The 20,069-nt window shown below is 73.1% G+C and carries 14 protein-coding genes; 10 read left to right on the top strand and 4 right to left on the bottom strand.

Going from position 1 to position 20,069, the window contains the following annotated elements:
- Positions 1 to 3: 3 nt before the first annotated feature.
- Positions 4 to 876, bottom strand: a complete 873-nt coding sequence (locus OG289_RS02265; RefSeq protein ID WP_327312310.1) for a universal stress protein — start codon at positions 874 to 876, stop codon at positions 4 to 6.
- A 63-nt stretch (positions 877 to 939) separates the two neighbouring features.
- On the opposite strand from OG289_RS02265, the gene OG289_RS02270 reads away from it, so the two are divergent.
- From OG289_RS02270 to OG289_RS02290, 5 genes are all read left to right on the top strand, one after another.
- Positions 940 to 1,296 (top strand): VOC family protein, encoded by a 357-nt coding sequence (locus tag OG289_RS02270; protein ID WP_327312311.1) that lies wholly within the window; start codon positions 940 to 942, stop codon positions 1,294 to 1,296.
- A 145-nt stretch (positions 1,297 to 1,441) separates the two neighbouring features.
- Complete coding sequence (locus tag OG289_RS02275) at positions 1,442 to 3,118, top strand: FAD-dependent oxidoreductase (protein ID WP_327312312.1); 1,677 nt, start codon at positions 1,442 to 1,444, stop codon at positions 3,116 to 3,118.
- Positions 3,115 to 4,587: an ATP-binding protein gene (locus OG289_RS02280; protein WP_327312313.1), complete on the top strand. Its 1,473-nt coding sequence runs from the start codon at positions 3,115 to 3,117 to the stop codon at positions 4,585 to 4,587. Before OG289_RS02275 ends, OG289_RS02280 begins: the two co-directional genes overlap by 4 nt.
- Entirely contained in the window at positions 4,584 to 4,937 is a 354-nt protein-coding gene (locus OG289_RS02285; RefSeq protein WP_327312314.1) for a UBP-type zinc finger domain-containing protein, read from the top strand. Before OG289_RS02280 ends, OG289_RS02285 begins: the two co-directional genes overlap by 4 nt.
- Positions 4,938 to 5,005: 68 nt before the next feature.
- A complete protein-coding gene (locus OG289_RS02290) occupies positions 5,006 to 7,999 on the top strand; it encodes a helix-turn-helix transcriptional regulator (RefSeq protein WP_327312315.1) in 2,994 nt (997 codons plus the stop codon).
- A 62-nt stretch (positions 8,000 to 8,061) separates the two neighbouring features.
- Here the strand turns inward: OG289_RS02290 and OG289_RS02295 are convergent, their stop codons facing one another.
- Positions 8,062 to 9,861, bottom strand: coding sequence for a M4 family metallopeptidase (locus OG289_RS02295; RefSeq protein WP_327312316.1), 1,800 nt, complete (start codon positions 9,859 to 9,861; stop codon positions 8,062 to 8,064).
- Between the two features lie 401 nt (positions 9,862 to 10,262).
- Between OG289_RS02295 and OG289_RS02300 the strand changes: the two genes are divergently transcribed.
- Entirely contained in the window at positions 10,263 to 11,684 is a 1,422-nt protein-coding gene (locus OG289_RS02300) for a CAP domain-containing protein (protein WP_327312317.1), read from the top strand.
- A 189-nt stretch (positions 11,685 to 11,873) separates the two neighbouring features.
- Here OG289_RS02300 and OG289_RS02305 read toward each other — a convergent pair whose 3' ends face one another.
- Positions 11,874 to 13,079 carry an IS110 family transposase gene (locus OG289_RS02305; protein ID WP_442819059.1) on the bottom strand — a complete coding sequence of 402 codons (1,206 nt, stop codon included), beginning with the start codon at positions 13,077 to 13,079 and terminating at the stop codon, positions 11,874 to 11,876.
- A 234-nt stretch (positions 13,080 to 13,313) separates the two neighbouring features.
- Between OG289_RS02305 and OG289_RS02310 the strand changes: the two genes are divergently transcribed.
- The 4 genes from OG289_RS02310 to OG289_RS02325 all read left to right on the top strand — a co-directional run bounded on the left by OG289_RS02310 (position 13,314) and on the right by OG289_RS02325 (position 18,546).
- A complete protein-coding gene (locus OG289_RS02310) occupies positions 13,314 to 14,396 on the top strand; it encodes a hypothetical protein (protein WP_327312319.1) in 1,083 nt (360 codons plus the stop codon).
- Complete coding sequence (locus tag OG289_RS02315; protein WP_442818860.1) at positions 14,393 to 15,496, top strand: polyprenyl synthetase family protein; 1,104 nt, start codon at positions 14,393 to 14,395, stop codon at positions 15,494 to 15,496. Before OG289_RS02310 ends, OG289_RS02315 begins: the two co-directional genes overlap by 4 nt.
- A gap of 121 nt (positions 15,497 to 15,617) precedes the next feature.
- A complete protein-coding gene (locus tag OG289_RS02320; protein WP_327312320.1) occupies positions 15,618 to 16,595 on the top strand; it encodes a threonine/serine dehydratase in 978 nt (325 codons plus the stop codon).
- Between the two features lie 283 nt (positions 16,596 to 16,878).
- Entirely contained in the window at positions 16,879 to 18,546 is a 1,668-nt protein-coding gene (locus OG289_RS02325) for a serine/threonine protein kinase (RefSeq protein WP_327312321.1), read from the top strand.
- Here the strand turns inward: OG289_RS02325 and OG289_RS02330 are convergent.
- Positions 18,535 to 20,019 carry a serine hydrolase domain-containing protein gene (locus tag OG289_RS02330; protein ID WP_327312322.1) on the bottom strand — a complete coding sequence of 495 codons (1,485 nt, stop codon included), beginning with the start codon at positions 20,017 to 20,019 and terminating at the stop codon, positions 18,535 to 18,537. The two genes, OG289_RS02325 and OG289_RS02330, sit on opposite strands and share 12 nt — an antisense overlap.
- Positions 20,020 to 20,069: the final 50 nt, after the last annotated feature.

Genomic DNA, 20,069 nt, shown 5'->3' on the forward strand with positions numbered 1-20,069 from the left:
GGGTCACACATGGGGCACGACGGCGACCGGGCAGTCCGCGTGGTGCAGGACCCCGTGCGCGACGGAGCCGATCCGGGCGCCCACGGCCGTGCGGTGGGCGCGGCGGCCGACCACCATCAGCTGCGCCCGCCAGGCCACCGACAGCAGCACCTGGCCCGCGCTGCCCATCTCCACATGCTCGACCACGTGCACGTCCGGGAACCGCTCCCGCCACGGCTTCACGGCCTCGGCCAGCGCGTTCTTCTCGTACGGCTCCAGGCCGCCGGCGTCGTCGAGGAGCTTGAGCGAGCCGGGGCTGTAGGCGAACACCGGCGGCAGAGTCCAGGCCCGCACGGCACGCACGCTCGCCCCTCGGGCCGCCGCCGTCTCGAACGCGAAGCGCAGGGCGGGGGCACTGTCCTCGGGCTCGCCGTGCTGGCCGACGACGATCTCGTGACCGGCCACCTCGGACTGCGGCTTGTCGTCGGCCCGGACCAGCACGACCGGGCACGCTGCCTCGGCGATCACCTGCTGGCCGACCGAGCCCAGCAGGAACCCGACGACCGCTCCGTGCCCGCGCGAGCCGAGCACCAGCAGCTCCGCCTCCGCCGCGGCGGCGACCAGCGTCCCGACCGGGCCGCCCTCCCGGACCTCGGTGGTGACGGTCAGTCCCGGGTGGCGCTCGGCGACCGTGGCGACGCCCTGCTCGGCCGCGTCCCGCACCCATCGCTCCTGCGCGTCCCGGTCCGCCACATCGGGGGCCGCGTTCGGCTGGAACCGCCAGGCGTGCACCACCCGCAGCTCCAGGTCGCGCCGGACGGCCTCCCGGGCCGCCCAGGCGAGCGCCGCGAGGCTCTCGTCCGTCCCGTCGACCCCTGCCGTGATCGGGCCCGTCATCCCGCCGCTCCCTCTGTCGTGAATCGAAACCGTGCGCGGCCAGTCTTCACTACGCTGCCCGGTATGGCGTTGGAATGGGAACAGGTGATCGTCGACGCGAGCGACCCGGTCGCGCTGGGACGCTGGTGGGCCGCCGCCCTCGGCTGGGTGGTGATCAACGACGCGTCCGACGAGTACGAGATCAGACCGGCCCACGACCGGCTCCCGGGCCTGCTCTTCGTACCGGTCCCGGAGGCCAAGTCGGCCAAGAACCGGCTCCACCTGGACTTCCGCCCGGACGACCAGCGCGCCGAGGTGACCCGCCTGCTCGCCCTGGGCGCGCGCCACGCGGACGTCGGCCAGGGCGAACAGTCGTGGGTGACGCTCGCCGATCCCGAGGGGAACGAGTTCTGCGTGCTGGGGCCGCGGCCACGACCTTGACCGCTGACGCCCCGCCCTGTGCCGGGAGCGCACGGGCCGCGCATATCCCGAAGCGAACCCGGGCGATCGAACATACGATGGGCGCAGCCGGCGCGGGCTTCGCCGTGCCGCCGCGAAGACCGACCGCTCTCGGGGTGGGAGACGTATGGCACAGGCCGCCGACGTAAGCCGGACCGTCATCCTGACCGTGGACGACGACCCGGGGGTCTCCCGTGCCGTCGCCCGCGACCTGCGGCGCCGCTACGGCGCCTCGTACCGGATCGTGCGCGCCGAGTCCGGGGAGTCCGCGCTGGAGGCGTTGCGCGAGCTGAAGCTGCGCGGCGACCTGGTGGCCGTCATCCTGGCCGACTACCGGATGCCGCAGATGAACGGCATCGAGTTCCTCGAACAGGCCCTGGACGTCTACCCGGGCGCCCGGCGCGTGCTGCTCACCGCGTACGCGGACACGAGCGCGGCGATCGACGCGATCAACGTCGTCGACCTCGACCACTATCTCCTCAAGCCCTGGGACCCGCCGGAGGAGAAGCTCTACCCCGTCCTGGACGACCTGCTGGACGCCTGGCGCTCCAGCGACTACCGGCCCGTGCCCGCCACGAAGGTGGTCGGCCACCGCTGGTCGGCGCGCTCCTCGGACGTGCGGGAGTTCCTCGCCCGCAACCAGGTGCCCTACCGCTGGTACTCCGCCGACGAGCCCGAGGGGCAGCGGCTGTTGGCCGCGGCCGGGGTCGACGGGCAGCGGCTGCCGCTGGTGGTCACCGCGGAGGGCACGCCGCTGGTCGAGCCGGACGCCCCCGAACTGGCCGCCCACGTCGGGCTGGCGACGACTCCGACGGCCGACTTCTACGACCTCGTGGTGATCGGCGGCGGCCCGGCCGGGCTCGGCGCGGCCGTCTACGGGGCCTCCGAGGGTCTGCGGACGGTGCTGGTGGAGCGGTCGGCGACGGGTGGGCAGGCAGGGCAGAGCTCGCGGATCGAGAACTACCTGGGCTTCCCCGACGGTGTGTCCGGGGCGCAGCTCACCGACCGGGCACGGCGGCAGGCGACGAAGTTCGGCGCAGAGATCCTCACCGCGCGTGAGGTGACAGGGCTGGAGGTCAACGGGTCCGCGCGCGTGGTCCGCTTCTCGGACGGCTCGGCGGTGGCCGCGCACAGCGTCATCCTCGCCACGGGCGTGTCCTACCGGCAGCTGGCGGCGCCGGGCTGTGACGACCTGACCGGCTGCGGGGTGTTCTACGGCTCCGCGCTCACGGAGGCGGCCTCCTGCCAGGGGCACGACGTGTACATCGTGGGCGGCGCCAACTCTGCCGGGCAGGCGGCGATGTACCTGGCGCGGGGCGCGAAGTCGGTCACGCTGCTGGTGCGCGGGGAGTCCCTGTCTGCGTCGATGTCGCACTACCTGATCCAGCAGATCGAGGAGGCGCCCAACATCTCCGTGCGCCCCGGCACGGTCGTCGAAGGCGCGCACGGGGACGGTCACCTGGAGCAGCTGACGCTGCGGGACGTGGTGAGCGGGGAGAGCGAACTCGTCGACGCGCAGTGGATGTTCGTGTTCATCGGCGCGGCCCCGCTGACCGACTGGCTGGACGGCACGGTGCTGCGCGACGAGCGCGGGTTCATCCTCGCCGGGCCCGACCTCACGCCGGACGGGCGGCCGCCGGCCGACTGGGAGCTCGACCGGCCGCCGTACCACCTGGAGACCAACATTCCCGGCGTGTTCGTGGCGGGCGACGCGCGCGCCGAGTCCGCCAAGCGCGTCGCGTCCGCCGTAGGAGAGGGAGCCATGGCCGTGATGCTCGTCCACCGCTATCTGGAACAGTCATGAGCGGGCGGCCGATGCCGTGCAGCCCGGCCGAGATCAGCTCGCTGTTCCTGTTCGAGAAACTCTCCCCCGAGCAGCTCGGACGGCTGTGCAGCGAAGGGCGGGTGGAGCGGTTCGAACCCGGGCCCGTGTACACCGAGGGCGATCCGGCGACCTGCTTCTACGTGATGATCGAGGGCACGGTCGTGCTGTACCGGCGGGTCGGCGGGGACGACGTCGAGGTCAACCGCACCTCCCAGCGCGGGGTGTACTCCGGGGCCATGCAGGCGTACCTGGGGGACCGGGTGCCGCAGGTCTACAACAACTCGATGCGGGTGACGGAGCCGACGCGGTTCTTCGTGCTGCCCGCGCAGTCGTTCTCGGACGTCATGCAGGAGTGGTTCCCGATGGCGGCCCACTTGCTGGAGGGGCTGTTCTTCGGCTCGAAGAACACGCAGCGGGCCATCGGGCAGCGGGAACGGCTGCTGGCCCTGGGCTCGTTGTCGGCGGGCCTCACGCACGAGCTCAACAACCCCGCCGCGGCGGCCGTGCGGGCCACCGCCACGCTGCGGGAGCGGGTGGCGAAGATGCGGCACAAGCTCGCCGTGATCGCCTCGGGCGCGTACGACGCCGAAGCCCTGACCCGGCTGATCGAGATCCAGGAACGCACCGCCGAACTGGTCGCCAAGGCACCGGTGTTGAGCCCGCTGGAGGCCTCCGACCGGGAGGACACCCTCACCGACTGGCTCGACGACCACGACATCCCGGAGGGCTGGCGGATCGCGCCGACCTTCGTTCAGGCCGGTCTCGACACCGACTGGCTGGAGCAGGTCGCGGCGGCCGTGGACGAGGACATCCTGCCGGGCGCGATCGGGTGGCTCAACTACACGGTCGAGACCGAGCTGTTGATGGACGAGATCGACGACTCCACCAACCGCATCTCCCACCTCGTCGACGCCGCCAAGCAGTACTCGCAGCTCGACCGCGCCCCCTACCGGGTCGTCGACGTGCACGAACTCCTCGACAGCACCCTGCTGATGCTCTCCGGCAAGATCGGGCGCATCGAGGTCCTCAAGGACTACGACCGTACGCTCCCGCAGATCCCGGCCTACCCGGCAGAGCTCAACCAGGTGTGGACCAACCTCGTCGACAACGCCGTCTTCGCCATCAACAGCACCGGCGGGGAGGGCACGTTGACCGTGCGGACGGCACGCGAGGACGACCGGCTGCTGGTGGAGTTCCGCGACACCGGGCCGGGCATCCCGCCGGACATCCGCGGCCGTATCTTCGACCCGTTCTTCACCACCAAGCCGGTGGGCGAGGGCACGGGTCTCGGCCTCGACATCTCCTGGCGGATCGTCGTCAACAAGCATCACGGCAGCCTCCAGGTCGAGTCCGAGCCGGGCGACACCCGCTTCCAGGTCCTGCTGCCGCTGACCGCCCCCGACCCCGAGACCGACCAGGACCCCGAGACCGACCAGGAGCCCGTATGACCGACGCAGACGCCATCGACCCGAACGTCCCGCCCAGCGGTGCCGGCTGCCTCGACTGCGACGCGGCGGGCGGCTGGTGGTTCCACCTGCGGCGCTGCGCGACCTGCGGCCACGTCGGCTGCTGCGACTCCTCCCCCGCCCAGCACGCCACCGCCCACTTCAAGGCCACCGGGCATCCGATCGTCCGCAGCTTCGAGCCGGGCGAGGAGTGGTTCTGGGACTACTCCACGGACGAGTTGTACGAGTCGGGCCCCGACCTCGCCCCTCCGACCAGCCACCCCGCCGACCAGCCCGCACCGGGGCCGGCGGACCGGGTACCGGCGGACTGGGCGCGGTCGCTGCACCGTTGACGCCTTCCGGCGGGGCTCCGTTCCTGGTCGCAGGCCGTTGTGTCAGTGCCGCGTGCCAGGATGGAGCCGTGCAGCAGACAGTGTTCGCCACTCCGTTCATCGGCCGGGAAGAGGAGCTCGCCCGGCTCTCCGGCGTGCTCGAACGCGCCCGGGGCGGTGAGGCTCGCGCGGTCCTGATCGCCGGGGACGCCGGCGTCGGCAAGACACGTGTGCTGGACGAGGTCGCCGTGCGGGCCGCGCGCTCCGGCATGACCGTGCTCACCGGGCACTGCGTCGACCTCGGTGACGTGGGCCTGCCCTACCTGCCGTTCACGGAGATCCTGGGCGTGCTCGCCGCCGACGAACGGTTCGCCGCCGTCCTCGCCGCGCACCCGGTGGTCGACCGACTGCTGGGCACGGGGACGGACGCGATGCGCGACGATACGGGTCCCGCCACGCGGTCGGGCGGTGAGGGCGGGCGACTGAGGCTGCTCGAAGGGATGGCGGCGCTGCTCGCCGACCTGTCGGAGGTCGCGCCACTGCTGCTCGTCCTGGAGGACCTGCACTGGGCCGACCAGTCCTCCCGCGACCTGCTGCGCTTCCTGCTCAGCCGGGGCTTCCTGCAACGGCCGGCGGGCAACGGGCCGGGTCACCGGCTGGCGGTGCTGGCCTCGTACCGCGCGGACGACCTGCACCGCCGGCACCCGCTGCGCCCGCTGCTGGCCGAACTGGTGCGGCTGCCGGCCCTGGACCGGCTGGAGCTGCGGCCACTGGCGGACGCCGAGGTGGCCCGCCTGGTGCGCGCCCTGGAGGACCGTCCGCTGCCGGACGCCACGGTGCGCCGGATCGTGGAGCGCGCCGAGGGCAACGCCTTCTACGCGGAGGAACTGCTCGCGGCCACGGACACGGAGGCCAAAGGCATGCCGAGCGGGCTGGCGGACCTCCTGCTCATCCGGGTCGAGCAACTCCCCGACACCGCCCAGCAGGTGCTGCGGACCGCCGCCGTCGCCGGCCGGCGCGTGGAGCACGACCTGTTGCGGGACGCGGTGGGACTGCCCGAGGACGAGCTGGAGGCGGCGCTGCGCGAGGCCGTGGGCCACCAGCTCCTGGTCGCGGGCGGCGACGGCACCTACGCGTTCCGGCACGCCCTCGCCCGTGAGGCGGTGTACGCCGACCTGCTCCCGGGTGAACGGTCGCGGCTGCACGGCGCGTTCGCCCGTCTCCTGGCCGGTCGGCGTCACCGCGCCGAGACCGCCGCCGAGCGCGCCCACCACTACCGCGAGAGCCACGACCTGGGCGAGGCCCTCGCCGCCTCGCTGGAGGCCGCCGACCACGCCCAGCGCGTCGGGGCGCCCGCCGAGGAACTGCACCATCTGGAAGCCGTCCTCGACCTGTGGCAGTCGGTGCCCGTCCCGGCCCTGCCGTCGGGCGAGGGTACCGACCGGGTCACGCTGACGCTGCGCGCCTCGGCGGCGGCCGCGCACGCCGGGGAGGCGCACCGCGCGGTCTCCCTGACCCGCGCGGCGCTCGCGGGTGTCGGCCAGGACACCGACTCCGAACTCGCCGCCCGCGTGCGGTACACGCTCGCGGGCAATCTCATGGGCGTCGACAGTCTGACGGCCGCATTCACCTACAGCAGCGAGGCGCTCGCGATGATCCCCGCCGAGCCGCCGTCGCCGACGTGGGTGTGGGCCGCGGCCACACATGTGCTGGCGGCGCGTCAGATGGGCGACACCGAGACCGCTCTGCGCGTCGCCCACCAGGCGCTGCCCGTCGCCGAGCGGCTGGATCTGGTGGACGCGCGGGCCGACCTCCTGGTCTCCCTCGCCAACATGGACGGGGGCGGCCGCCGTTCCCCCGAGGGCCGCGCGCGCCTGAAGGAGGCGCGTGAGCTGGCCCGGCGCGGGGGCAACGCCCCGGTGGAGATGCGCGCCCTGTTCAACCTGGCCATCGGCGCCTACGAGGCCGGGGAGCCGGAGGAGTGTCTGCCCTGGCTGGCCGAGGGCCTGGACCGCGCCCGCCGCGCCGGACTGCTGTCCTCGCCGTACCCGCTGGGGATGCGCTATCTCCAGTCGCTGGTGCTCTACACCCTGGGCCGCTGGGACGAGTGTCTGCTGACGGCAGCCACCGACGTGGCGGTGCTGCCGGCGTCGGGCGGGTTCGCGATCGGCCCCGCGCTGTACGTCGCCCTCGCGCGGGGCGACAAGGGCGCCGTCGAACGGGCGAGGGGGCTGCTCGAGGGGCCCTTGGACTGGATGGCGGCGCTCGTCGCAGGCATCGTGCTGACCGACGCGGCGGCGCTGAGTGGCGACGCCGAGGCGGCGGTGGCCCAACTGCGGTCTTCCGTGGAGTCCCTCATAGACGACGCGGGGACGCGCCCGGACGTCACGGTCCGGCTCACCGCACTCGCCCTCACCCCGGTCGCCGACGCGGCCGCCGGGGCCCGGCTCGCCGGTGACGAGGCGACGGCCCGCCGCTGGTCGGCCGTGGCGACCGAACTGCTTGAGCCGGCCCGGGCGGTGGCCCGTCGGAGCGAGACCGGTGAGCCCCACGGCCCGGAGGGGCGCGCCTGGCTGGCTCGCGCCGAGGCCGAGTACGCGTGGGCCGTCACGGGGCCGGACCCGGCGGCCTGGGAGAAAACGGTCGCGGCGTTCGGCTACGGCGAAGCGTACGAACTCGCCCGCTGCCGACTGCGGTACGCGGAGGCCCTGCTGGCGGCCGACCGGCGCGAGGAAGCGGCCGCCGAGGCCCGCGCCGCCCGGGAGACGGCCGTACGACTGGGCGCCACGCCCCTGCTGGAGCGGGCGGACGCCCTGATCCGGCGCGGGCGCCTCGTGGACGGCCCGTCCGCCGGCCGGGACCGTTCGCTCGCCCTGACGGCGCGGGAGCAGGACGTCCTGCGGCTGCTCGCGCTCGGGCGCAGCAACCGGCAGATCGGCGAGGAGCTGTTCATCAGCGGGAAGACGGCGAGCGTCCATGTCTCCAACATCCTCGCCAAGCTCGGCGCGGCGAGCCGTACGGAGGCCGTGGCGATCGCCTATCGCGAGCGGCTGCTCGAACCGGAGGTCGGTGCGTCGGGCTGATCCGCCCCTGGCAGAGGTGCGCCCGGACTCCCAGGCGGGCGCACCCCATCACCGGCCGGCCGTCAGCGCGTGGCGGCCGGCGTGTTCGCGGCCGTCACGTTTACGGCGGACCAGGCCCGGTTCACCGTCCTGTACTCGGGGCTGGTCCCCCCGTAGAGGTCCTTGGCCGCCTTGAGCGTCGCGACACGGGCGCCGTGGAAGTCGGTCGAGGAGACCATGTAGCGGGTCAGGGCGCGATAGAAGATCGCGGTCGCCTTCGCCCGGCCGATGCCCTTCACCGGGGCCCCGTCGAAGGTCGCCGAGTCGTAGGCGACGGTGCCGATCTTCTTGCGTCCGCTGCCTTCGGCGAGGAGGTAGTAGGCGTGCGAGGAGACGCCGGAGCCGGCGTGGACCTCGGCGTTGTACACCTGAGGCGACCAGTAGTCGATCGTGCCCTCGAGGACGTCAAGGGAGGGCTTGTCCAGGCGGCGCAGGAACTTCTGGTCGAGGCCCAGTTTCTCGCCGATCAGGTAGTTCGGCGGGTTCTTGGGGTTGTTGGCGCTGAACTCGACGTTGGAGCCGAAGATGTCGGCGAGGGACTCGTTGAGGGAGCCCGGCTCGCCGTACTGGTTGCCTTCGCCGTCGACGGACGTGGGTTCCAGGCGGGCGGTCGCGTCGACGACGCCGTGGGTCAGTTCGTGGCCGGTGACGTCGAGGACGACGAGGGGCTTCTTGATGAAGGAGCCGTCGCCGTCGCCGTAGAGCATGCAGCCGCAGGCCGGGTCCCAGAACGCGTTGCCCACCTTGTTGCCGAAGTGGACCATGGCGCGGGCGCCCTTGCCGTTGTTCGTGATGCCCTTGCGGCCGAAGGTCTTCTGGTAGAAGTCCAGGGTCTTGGTGACTCCGTACTGCGCGTCGACGGCGGCGCTGACCCGGCTGGAGACGGCGCCGTTGCCCCAGGTGTTGGTGGCGCTGGTGAACGCCTTGCCACCCGCGAAGTTCTCCAGTTCCCGGTTGCGCGCGTCGCGCGTCTCGGTGTTCCAGTGGGTGGGGTCCTTCAGCAGGTAGCTGGTCCGTGCGGTGCGGGTGGTGGTGAGGGCGACCTTGCCGGCGAACAGGGACGTGCCGGTGCCGGTGGCCGCCGACGGGTAGCGTGCGGCCGCGCCGGCCGCGGGCGCCGCGCTCAGGCCGGCGGCCTGCGAGGCGGTGCCCGTGGCGGGGTCGAGGGTCTCGCCGCGCTCGCGCAGGGTGTCCAGCAGCTCGGGCGAGAGGAACTCGTCGCTGTCGGGCGTGTTGCTGCGCACCTTGCCGGTGCGGGCGTCGAGGACGACCGTGCGGGAGCCGCCGGCCTCGGTGGTGTCGCTGCCGGTCACCCGGATCCGATAGGCGAGCGCCGAGGCGCCGCCGCGGGCGTCGACGACGAGTTCGGCACTCGTCGCGTCGCCCTTGGCCAAGGCCGCGGCCTTCGCCTCGGCCTCGCGGGCCGTCAGCTCGGCCTTGACGGTGGAGGGGTCTACGGGGTGGCCTGCGGCGCGGGTCACGCCCGCGTAGGCGAGCCGCTGGGTGAGGTGGACGACGAGGTCGCCGCCGAGGACCGGCATCCCCTGATGGGTACGGACGAAGCGGACGTGCCGTGCGCCCTCCGGGTCGATCAGGACGTCCTGGGCCTGGAGTTCGTCGTCCTGGCCGACGCCGGTCGCCGAGGCATGGGCGAAGGCGGCGGTACGGGCGGCCTCGACGACGCGGTCGGCCTGCGAGGCGGTCGCGGACGTGGCGTGGGCCTCCCCCGCGGGCGGGGCCGCGAAGGCCGTGCCCGCCAGGCCCGTGGCGGCCGTCGTCACGGCGACGGCGAGCGCCAGGCTGCGTATGTGTGCGCTGCGCACTGGTGAGGGTTCCTTCGTTCGGACGGCCGGAGTCGCCAACCGCCGTAAGACACGGCGCCGTTGGGCGCCAAGGGGCTGGTCGGGCCCCGGAACTCCACCCTTACCGATGAGTCATGTCCATGTAAAGCACGAAATGATCGGTCAGGCGACTTTCATGGCGATACCGGGCACGCTCAGGGCGCATCGTGACCGGATAGCGGCCAACTGTGCGTCGCCTCAGGAGAGGTGATGCGACGGAAGAAGGTTGCCCCGGCCGAATGTGACCGATCTCGCATCAGGAACCGGCCGGACGAAGAGGGGGCGCTTCCCGGCGGCACTGAGCCGGGAACCCGCGGTGGCTGCCGCCCGTTGTCCGGACAGGTCCCCGGGCGGGGCCCGTACGACGACACCGGGGCGGCAGGATGAGCGAGATGGTACCCGGGGGCAACCTGCCCCTCCCGGGTGGCGCCCTGTCCGTCCGGGTGCCCGGCCCCTTAGACGTCTGCGCGCTCGTCACGGACGACAGCGGCAGGGTCCGGGGCGACGGCGACTTCGTGTTCTACAACCAGCCGACGGCACCGGGAGTCCGGCTTCAGGGTGACACCCTGACACTGGAACCCGCCAGGCTGCGGCCCGGCGCCACCCGTGTCACGGTGGTCGTCGGCGCCGCCGAGCCGGGCACTCCGCCGACCCGCCTGCCCGCCCCCACCCTCCACGTCACCGATCCGCACGGCCGCGCGCTGGCCCGGTTCACACCGCCGCCCTCACAGCGCGAGACGGTCCTCCTGCTCGCGGAGTTCTACAAGAGGGGCGACGGCTGGAAGCTGCGGGCGCTCGGCCAGGGCTACGCGGACGGACTGGCGGGACTGGCCAGGGACTTCGGGGTGGACGTCGCGGAGGACGTCGCGGAGGGCGACACCTCGTCCACGTACCGGCGGCCCACCGCCGGACCGCCCGCGTACGCCGCAACAGGCGGCACCGCTCCCGCGGGCCGACACACGACCGCCTCGCCCCGCGCGACCGCCCCCCGCCCCGCCCACGCACCGCACGCCCCCTCCCCCGCACCCGACCCCGACGGCTTCCTCACCCTCGTCAACCCCGCCCGAGCCACGGCCGGTTCGCCGCCCGTGTCCCTCGACGCCCGCCTCGCCTCGGCGGCCCGGGCGCATGCCGCCGCCATGGCCGCGGCCGGGCGGCTCGGCACCGAGGGCGCGGACGGCGTCTCGGTGCACCAACGGGTCACAGCCGCCGGATACCGGTATCTCGCGATGGGCGAACACCTGGTCTCCGGGCCGCGCACGGCCGCGGAGTTCGTCGCGTACTGCCTGCGCACCGAGCAGGCCCGCCGCACCCTGCACGACCCGGCGTTCACGCACGCCGCGTCGGCGCAGGCCACCGACGGGCGCACGGGCAGCACGTACTGGACGGCCCTGTGGGCGAGCCCGTTCACCCCGGACGGCCTGGCCCGGACCGCGGCCGAGGTCGTCGACCTCACCAACCGCGAGCGGGCGCGGGCTGGTCTGCGGGCCCTGGCCGTCGACCCCCTGCTCACCACGGCGGCGCAGGCGCACAGCGCGGACATGGTGGCACGCGCCTTCTACTCCCACACCTCGCCCGAGGGGAGCCGGCCGTGGGACCGGGCCGCCGCCGCGGGCTCCGCCCGGCGGACCATCGGCGAGAACATCGCCTGCGGCCAGCGCTCCCCCGCCGAGGTGGTGGACGGCTGGATGAACAGCCCCGGCCACCGTGCCAACATCCTCAAGCCCGCCTTCACCCACATCGGTGTCGGCTTCGAGGGCGGCGGCGCATCGGGCACGTACTGGACGCAACTCTTCGGCGCCTGACACCCCACCAGCCTCCCGAGGTGATCTGCGCCTCACAGGCAACCCCCTTCACCTTGCCCGCGTCTTGACCGGCAGCACGGCACTATACCCATCGTGTATACACAGAGTGCATACGTGGACATACGGTGATCGGACGAAAGGATTCCCAATGGAGTTGTCAACCCGGGTTGGTGACTCGTTGTGAGCGTGTCAGCCCAGCTCGACGGGCGTCTGTGGTGCTGCGAGCTCGAAGGGGCGGCCGTCGCGTATGAGGGCCCACAGGACGTTCAGGCGGCGCCTCGCGAGGGCGATGATCGCCTGCTTGTGGCCCTTGCCCTCGGCTCGCTTGCGTTCGTAGAAGGCTCTGGAGACGGGGCAGGAGCGGGCGGCGACCATGGCGGACATGTAGAAGACCCGCAACAGGCGGCGGCAGTAGCGCCGTGGTCGGCGCATGTTGCCGCTGATGCGCCCGGAGTCCTTGGGGACCGGGGCCAGGCCGGCGACGCCGGCGAGGCGGTCGGCGCTGGCGAAGACGCTCAGGTCGCCGCCGGTGTGGGCGATGAACTCGGCGCCCAGGACGGGGCCGAGGCCGGGCATGCTCAGGATGACCTCGGCGTGCGGGTGGTCGCGAAACCGGCCCTCGATCAGGGCGTCGGTCTCGGCGATTTCCTCATCGAGGGCCATCACCTCCCTCGCGAGCCTGGCCACCATGGTGGCGGCCAGCTTCTCCCCGGCGACGGCGGTGTGCTGGGCCTCGGCGGCCTCCACCGCGGTGGCGGCGATGAGCTGGTAGTTGCGGACCTTGCGGTTCTTCAGCCAGGTCGCGAGCCGGTTTCCGCCGGTCCGCCGGAGGGCGGCCGGCGTCTGGTAGTGGGTCAGCAGGACCAGGGCCGCTTTGGACGTCTTGTAGTCGAAGGCGCGTTCCAGGGCGGGGAAGTACTCCAGCATCTGGGCCCGCAGCCGGTTGATCGCCCGGGTGCGGTCGGCGGCCAGGTCCAGGCGCCGCGAGGTGAGGATCCGCAGGTCCACGGCGATGTCGTCGCCCCGGTGCAGCGGCTCCAGATCGCGGCGCATGCGGGCCTGGTCGGCGATGACGAAGGCGTCTTTGGCGTCGCTCTTGCCGTCGCCCCGGTAGGAGCCGGAAGCGTGGTGGACGGTACGGCCGGGGATGTAGAGGACCTGCTGGCCGTTGTCGGTCAGCAGCGCGATCAGCAGCGCGGCCCCGCCGGCGTTGAGGTCGATCGCCCAGGTCACCGGATCGCCGTCGCTCAACTCCAGCACATCAGCGATCAGTTTGAGCAGCGCGGTTTCGTCGTTGTCCACCCGCCGCGACAGCCGCCGCGTGCCGTCGGTGTCGATCACCGTGCAGTGATGCGCGGCTTTGCCCGCATCCGTACCAGCCCACAGTTCGGGCACGGCCACCTCCGAAGTCGTATCCGTTCACAGCCCAGCAGACGACCTCGCCAGCGTGTCCTTACCAAGCGATCTTGTGCCGCGCATCCCAATGAGTGGTCGAGTCGTCGCGGGATGCCGGGCGGCCAATCCTTTCAAGCCACCAACGGGCGGAAACCCATGAGCCACACCCGGCATCCCTGGGTCTTTCGATCCTACGAGTGACCGAAACCAACCCACCTACAACGTAAGGAACCGATGTACGGCAAGGCATTCGCCCCGGAGTACCAGGGCGCCCTCACCTCCCTGTCCGTGAACTCCTCACTGGACGACGTACTGGCCGCCGGCACCGAACAGTTGAGGGCCGCCGAGCGGGCCGGACAGCACGGCGAGGCGGCCCGCTCGGGGCTCGCGGTCGCCGAGGCGCACCGGCGGCTGGGGCAGGTGCGGGAGGCGGACCGGGCCTGGAAGGCGAGTTACCGGGCGGCCCGGGATGCCGGGGACGTCGCCGCGATGGCCTGGGCGCTGTGGAGCGGCGGCACCCTCGCCCGGCAGCGCGGCGCGTTCCCACTGGCCCGGCGGCTGCTGGGGCTCGCGGCCGACCTCGGCGAGCGGGGCGGCGACATCGTCGTCCGCGGTTACTCGCTGGCAGGGCTCGCGGAGACCGGGCGCATCCAGGGCGACTACGAGGCGGTCGGCCGGCTGCACGAGCAACTGCTGGCCGAGGCCCGCAGGCGCGGCGAGGCCCGGCACACGGTGTGGGCACTGGAGGGCATAGCGCAGATGCACCGCAACTCCGGTGCCCACGACACCGCGTACGCCCTCTTCGAGGAAGCGGCCCGGATCGCCGCGGGCGCCGAGGACCGACGCGGTCACGCCTGGGCGCTGCGCGGACTGGCCGACATCGTCTCCGTACGGGACGGGGCCACCGAGCGCGCCCTCGGCCTGCTGGCGGAGGCCGAGGAGTCCTGCCGCACGATGAACCTGTCCGGCGCGCTGGCCTACAACCACAAGATGCGCGGCAACGTCCTGTATCGCGCCGGTCGTTACGCCGAGGCCCGGGACCTCTACGAGCTGGCACTGGGCGAGTTCCGTGCGATGGGCGAGCCGCGCGGCGAGGCACTCTCCCGGCTCGGTCTGACGAAGTCGCTGGCTCGTCTGGGTCGCGACCGCGCGGAGACGGAAGCCGAACTCGTCGACCTGGCAGACACGTTGGAGCGCATCGGCCTGCGGCACGCACGGGAGATGGTCACCCGGGCGCAGAACGAGCTGGGCATCGGACCGGCCGGCAGGGTGACCGAGGCGGCGCCGGCCGGCCCGCGCACGGCGGTCGCACGGTGACGGCGCTCGACGCGGCCGTACGGGAAGTCGCCGCGGCACACGGTTCGGGGGAGCACACCGAAGCACCCGCACCCGCACCCGCGACGCCGCCTGGCGCACCCCAGGTCCTCGCCCGCTGCCGCGCGTTGGTGCGGCCCGCGCTCATGGAGGCCGTCGGACGGTCGCATCCCTGGGTGGGTGAGATGGCCGGGTACGCCTTCGGCTGGTGCGGGGTCGGCGGGGTGCCCTCGGCCGGCTCCGGGGGCAAGGGCGTACGGCAGGCCCTCGCGGTACTCGGCGCCGAGGCGGCCGGGGCGCCCGCGCGGGCCGGTGTGCCCGCGGCGGTCGCGGTGGAACTGGTGCACGCCTTCTCCCTGCTCCACGACGACATCATGGACGGCGACCCGACCCGGCGCGGGCGCCCCACGGTGTGGAAGGCGTACGGCACGGGACCGGCGGTCCTGGCGGGCGACGCGCTGTTCGCCCTGGCGGTGGAGACCCTCGCACTGCAACCGCCCCCGGCCGGCGCCGACGCCGTGCGTCTGCTGTCCGGCGCGCTCGGGGACCTCGTACGCGGGCAGGCCGACGACCTGTTGTTCGCCGCGCGGCCCTGGTCGGGGCCGGAGCGGGTGCCGCCGGAGGACTACCGGGCGATGGCCGAGGGGAAGACGGGTGCGCTGCTGGGCTGTGCGGCGGCCCTGGGGGCCGTCCTGGGCGGGGCGTCCCCGGCCGTGGCGAACGCGCTGGACCGGGCCGGACGGCACCTGGGGGTCGCCTTCCAGGTGGTCGACGACGTGCTGGGCATCTGGGGCGACCCTTCGGTGACGGGCAAACCCGTGCACGGCGATCTGCGGGAGCGGAAGAAGACGTTCCCCGTGCTGGCCGCCCTCGACTCGCCCGCCCCCGCCGCGCGCCGCCTGGCCGTGCTCCTGGAGCGGGACGGCGATCCGGGTGCGGCGGCGGAGCTGATCGAGGAGGCGGGAGGCCGTACGGCGGCGCTCGTCGAGGCGGGCCGGCAGGTCGCCGCCGCCGAATCGGCGCTCGCAAAGGCGCCGCTCGCCGCCGGCGCCCTGAGCGACCTGCGCCGTCTGGTGGACTTCGTCGTGCGCCGGAACCTCTGACCTGGGCCCCGCCCTGATCTGAAACGATTTGACCTGCGGGACGGCGCGGGGCGAGGGTGCGAGGAGACGAAGAGGCCAGGCGCGGCCCCGCTTCCTTTCCCGCGCCGGAAGGGTGACTGCCTTGATCGGCATCTCGGACATCGAAGCCGCGGCCGAGCGGATCGCCGGACATCTCGTCCGTACCCCGACCCTGCCGAGCCCGGGCCTGTCGACGCTGCTCGGTGTCCCCGTGACCACGAAGCTGGAACTCCTCCAGCGCACCGGTTCCTTCAAGGCGCGCGGGGCGACGGCGAAGCTGTTGTCGTTGAGCGAGGCCGAGCGGGCAGCGGGGGCCGTGGCCGTGAGCGGCGGAAACCACGGGATCGCGCTCGCGGTCATGGCCGCCGCGCTGGACGTGAAGGCCACGGTCGTGATGCCGCGTTCGGCTCCCGCCCGTTCCGTCGAGCTCGTGGCGGCGGCCGGCGCCTCGGTGCGGCTGACCGACACGATGGGCGGCGCGTTCACGCTGGTGGAGCGATTGCGGGACGAGGGCCTCACGTTGGTGCACCCGTTCGACGATCCGGTGGTCGTCGCCGGGCAGGGCACGGTCGGCCTGGAGTTCGCCGCCGACGCCGGTGAGCTCACGGACGTCCTGGTGAGTGTCGGGGGCGGCGGCCTGATCGCCGGTGTCGCCGCGGCCCTGCGCGCCGACCGCCCGGACGTGCGGATCTGGGGTGTGGAGACGGAGGGCGCGCAGGCGATGTCGGAGGCGCTGGCGGCGGGCGGGCCGGTGCAGGTGGAGCTGTCGTCGATCGTCTCCACCCTCAGCGCGCCCAGCGTCTCGCAGTTGACGTACGACCATGTATCCGCGCTGGTCGGCGAGGTGTTGGTGGTTTCCGACCGGGAGGCCGTGCGGGGCTGCCTGGACCTCGCCGAGCACGCCAAGGTGTGGACCGAACCGGCGGCCGGTTGCCTCCTGCCCGCGGCCCGGCAGGTCGTGGAACGGGTGGGGGACGGCGCACGGCTGGGGCTGGTGGTCTGCGGGGGCAACGCGACGGCCGCGGACATGATGTCCTGGATGGATCGGTTCGGGCTGCGCCGAGAGCACTCGCCGGGATAAGGAAATCCGCCGGAAGGGCCTCCGAGCAGGAATGGACCGCTGCCGAGAAGGTCGTTTCCGGGATCCTCGAGGAGTCTCCGGCGGCCTGTTTACCGCTGGTTACACCGCTGGACGACCCCAGGACGCGCCCCGGCAATTCCCTTTTCTCGCACATACACTCGGCTCCGCCGTCGACCCTTTGAATAAAAGACAGGAAATCCACCGGAGTTGCGGTCCAATTGAACGGACCCCCTCTCGCCGGTCGTACCACTGGGAAAGGTGAGTACCAGCGGTTCAGCGAGGGATGGCCATGGTCAAGACGCACGTCTCCACGCACGAGTTGATCGCCGGGAGGTACCGGCTGCTCGACGTCGTCCACCGGGAGACGAACCGCGTCAGCTGGTACGGCGAGTACGTCGAGGACACCGGGGCGGCGCGGCCGTGCCTGGTCACCAGGATCGGACTGCCCGCCGATCAGGGCGAGGAAAAGGCGCGTCAGGCCGCCGACCGGGTCCTGCGCATGTCGGAGACGGTGGCGCGGCTGTGCCCGGGCCGGATCGCCGCGGTCGTCGACGCCGTGGAGGAGGAGGGCTCCCTGTGGACCGTCACCGAATGGATCGACGGCCTGCCCCTGGGTCAACTCCTGGCGCAGAAGGGGGCGTTCAGTCCCGCCAGGGCCGCGGCGATCGGGCTGGAGCTGCTCGACGTGCTCGAGGTCGCGCACGGTGAGGGCATCACCCACGGCGAGCTGAGCCCCGGCCAGATCTTCCTGCGGGCCCGCGGCCCGCTCGTCCTCACCGGCTTCGGACTGGCGGGTGCGACCCTCGCGCCGCGGGTGGCGGCCCCGTCGTACGCCTCGCCCGAGCAGGCCCGGGACGAGCGGATCGGTCCGGCGGCCGACCTGTGGGCGCTGGGCGCGATCCTCTACACGATGGTCGAGGGACGGCCGCCGTACCGGGACCGGGACCGGCCCGAGAGCACGCTGAAGGGCGTGGACCGGCTGCCGCTGCGCACCCCGCTGCGCGCGGGCCCGCTCACCGGAACCGTGCAGGGGCTGCTGCGCAAGGACTCCCGGGAACGGCTGACCCGGACGGTCGTACGCCAGTCCCTCACCCGGGTGCTGGACGAGGACCCGCACGACGTCATGCCCGCCCCGAAGCTGAGGCGTGCCTGCGCCGCGGCCCGGCACATCGGTCCGCAGTGGAGCGGCCGTGCCATGGCGGCCGGGACGGCGCTGGCCGTCGTCACGGTGGCGGTCGCCGCGCTCGCCGTGACCCACCAACTGCCCGACAGTGACGACACGGCGTCGGGCGGCGCGCAGGCCCGGCCGTCCGCGTCCGCCGCGACGCCCGGCGAGGACGCCGGTGACAGAGCCCCCGCGACGCCGACCGCACCCCCGACCGAGCCGAGCAGCCCGTCCCCCAGCACGTCCACCGACGCCTCTCCCTCGGCGCCCCCATCGGCGCCCCCCTCGGCGCCGCCCTCTGCCTCCGCCGACGCCCTCCCGGACGGCTACCGCGTCTACCGCGCGCCCGAGGGCTTCTCGGTCGCCCTGCCCGCCGGCTGGAAGCGGCTGGAGACCGCGCGCGGCGACGATCAGGCGTACCGCATCACCTTCGGGGCGACCGGCGACCCGCGCACCCTCGCGGTCACCTACAGCGAGAGCGCCGGACCGGACCCGGTGGCCGTCTGGCGCGACGAGGTCGAGCCCAATCTGAAGAAGAACGACGGTTTCCGGCGGATCGGCGACATCGAGGCGACCACGTACCAGGGGTACAAGGCCGCCGACATGGAGTGGCTCGAAGACGTCGACGGCACACAGGTGCGCACGTTCGGCCGGGGCTTTCTGCTCGGCGGGCACCGCAGCTTCTCACTGCGCTGGACGACGCCCGCCGTGGACTGGGACAAGAAAGCCAACCGGCAGGCCCTGGACACGTTCCTGCGGACCTTCCGGCCGGGTTCAGCCGCCTGACCGGGGCGAGCGGGGTGATCCGGGCGACCGGCGTGGTGCGCGCAGCGAGCGCAGCGCGCCGCCGTGCAGGGGCTGCGTGTCCCAGCGGGCGGTGAAGGTCCGGTCGATGAGGGAGCACGTCACCCGCAGGCGGTGCGGGGTCTCGAGGAAGGCGATGTGCGCGGTGATCGTGTCTGCGTCGGTCCACCCGCCGCTCACGGCGGTGGGCAGCGGCTCGTCGGTCACGTGCCAGCCGCCGGACCCCAGGGGGAACTCCAGTCGCCGGCCGCCCGCTTCCTCCAGGAGGGTCAGTGTCCAGCCGTCGGTGCCCCCGGTGACGGCGGCGCCGGTCAGTTCCGGCTGGTCGGCGCAGACACCGCCGCGGGGTGTGAACGCGGCGCCCGACCACTCCCCGCCCCGCTCCGGTGGCGCGGGCTTCCCGGGGGCCGGTGGAAGCGCGAGCCGCGCCAGACGCCGCGCGAGGGCCTCGTCGCAGTCCTCGTGGCCGGTCAGCGGCCGCGGCCCGAACGCCGGCAGCAGATGCTCCCAGACGAGGGTGAGCAGCGCCTGCATGTCGTTCGTCGCCCCGGTCGCGGCGATCACGGCGTCGTGCTCGGGCAGGACCAGACAGAACTGTCCGTAGGCCCCGTCGCCGCGGTAGCCGTGCCGGGAGCGCCAGAACTGGAAGCCGTAGCCTCGGTCCCAGTCCGCACGGTCCGCGCCGGCCGTCGCACCGGGCGCCGTCGCCACCTGCTCGCGCGTCGCCTCGGTGACCCACTCCCGCGACAGCAGCCGCTCGCCGTCCCACACGCCCTCGTCCAGATACAGCTGACCCAGCCGGGCGATCGCGTCGGTGGTGCCGTGCAGCCCGCTGAAGCCGAGTTCGCGGCCGGAGGCGTCGGTCAGCCAGGCGACCTCGCCGATGCCGAGCGGGTCCAGCAGTCGCGGCCGCAGATACGCGGTGAGCGATTCGCCCGTGACCCGCTGCACGATCGCGGCAAGCGTGTAGGTGGCGGGCTGGTTGTACGCGAACACGGTTCCCGGGTCCCGGTCCGGCGGCAGCAGCAGGAAGCCGCGGACCAGGTCGTCGGGGTCGAGCGCGTGCGCCCGCTCGTAGGTCTCCGCCTCGTGCCCGCTCGCCATCGCCGCCACGTGCCGCACCAGCATCGCGCGGCTGCGCGGGTCTGTGACGTCCGCGTCGAGCTCCGGGAAGTACGAGAGCACCGGGTCATCGAGGCCGATCAGCCCCTCGGCGAGGGCGAACCCGGCGGCCGTGGACGTGAAGCTCTTGCTGAGCGAGTACAGCAGGTGGAGCCGGTCGGGGGTGTACGGCTCCCACCAGCCGGAGGCGACGAGCCGGCCGTGGCGCAGGATCACCAGACTGTGCGGCTCGACGATCTCGGCCGCCTCCACGGCGTCGAGGAAGGCGAGGACGCCACAGGCGTCGACGCCCTGGGCGGACGGGGGGCTCGAAGGCAGGGGGCGGGCGCTCATGCCTGCATCCTGCCCCGGACCGCGGACGACGATCGACGGCTCTTCACGTC

Source organism: Streptomyces sp. NBC_01235, assembly GCF_035989285.1.
Taxonomy (GTDB): Bacteria; Actinomycetota; Actinomycetes; order Streptomycetales; family Streptomycetaceae; genus Streptomyces.

Coding starts and splice junctions, on each gene's coding strand:
- OG289_RS02270 (WP_327312311.1), top strand. CDS start 940: ATGGCGTTGGAATGGGAACAGGTGATCGTCGACGCGAGCGACCCGGTC.
- OG289_RS02280 (WP_327312313.1), top strand. CDS start 3,115: ATGAGCGGGCGGCCGATGCCGTGCAGCCCGGCCGAGATCAGCTCGCTG.
- OG289_RS02275 (WP_327312312.1), top strand. CDS start 1,442: ATGGCACAGGCCGCCGACGTAAGCCGGACCGTCATCCTGACCGTGGAC.
- OG289_RS02265 (WP_327312310.1), bottom strand. CDS start 876: ATGACGGGCCCGATCACGGCAGGGGTCGACGGGACGGACGAGAGCCTC.
- OG289_RS02285 (WP_327312314.1), top strand. CDS start 4,584: ATGACCGACGCAGACGCCATCGACCCGAACGTCCCGCCCAGCGGTGCC.
- OG289_RS02310 (WP_327312319.1), top strand. CDS start 13,314: ATGTACGGCAAGGCATTCGCCCCGGAGTACCAGGGCGCCCTCACCTCC.
- OG289_RS02330 (WP_327312322.1), bottom strand. CDS start 20,019: ATGAGCGCCCGCCCCCTGCCTTCGAGCCCCCCGTCCGCCCAGGGCGTC.
- OG289_RS02325 (WP_327312321.1), top strand. CDS start 16,879: ATGGCCATGGTCAAGACGCACGTCTCCACGCACGAGTTGATCGCCGGG.
- OG289_RS02300 (WP_327312317.1), top strand. CDS start 10,263: ATGAGCGAGATGGTACCCGGGGGCAACCTGCCCCTCCCGGGTGGCGCC.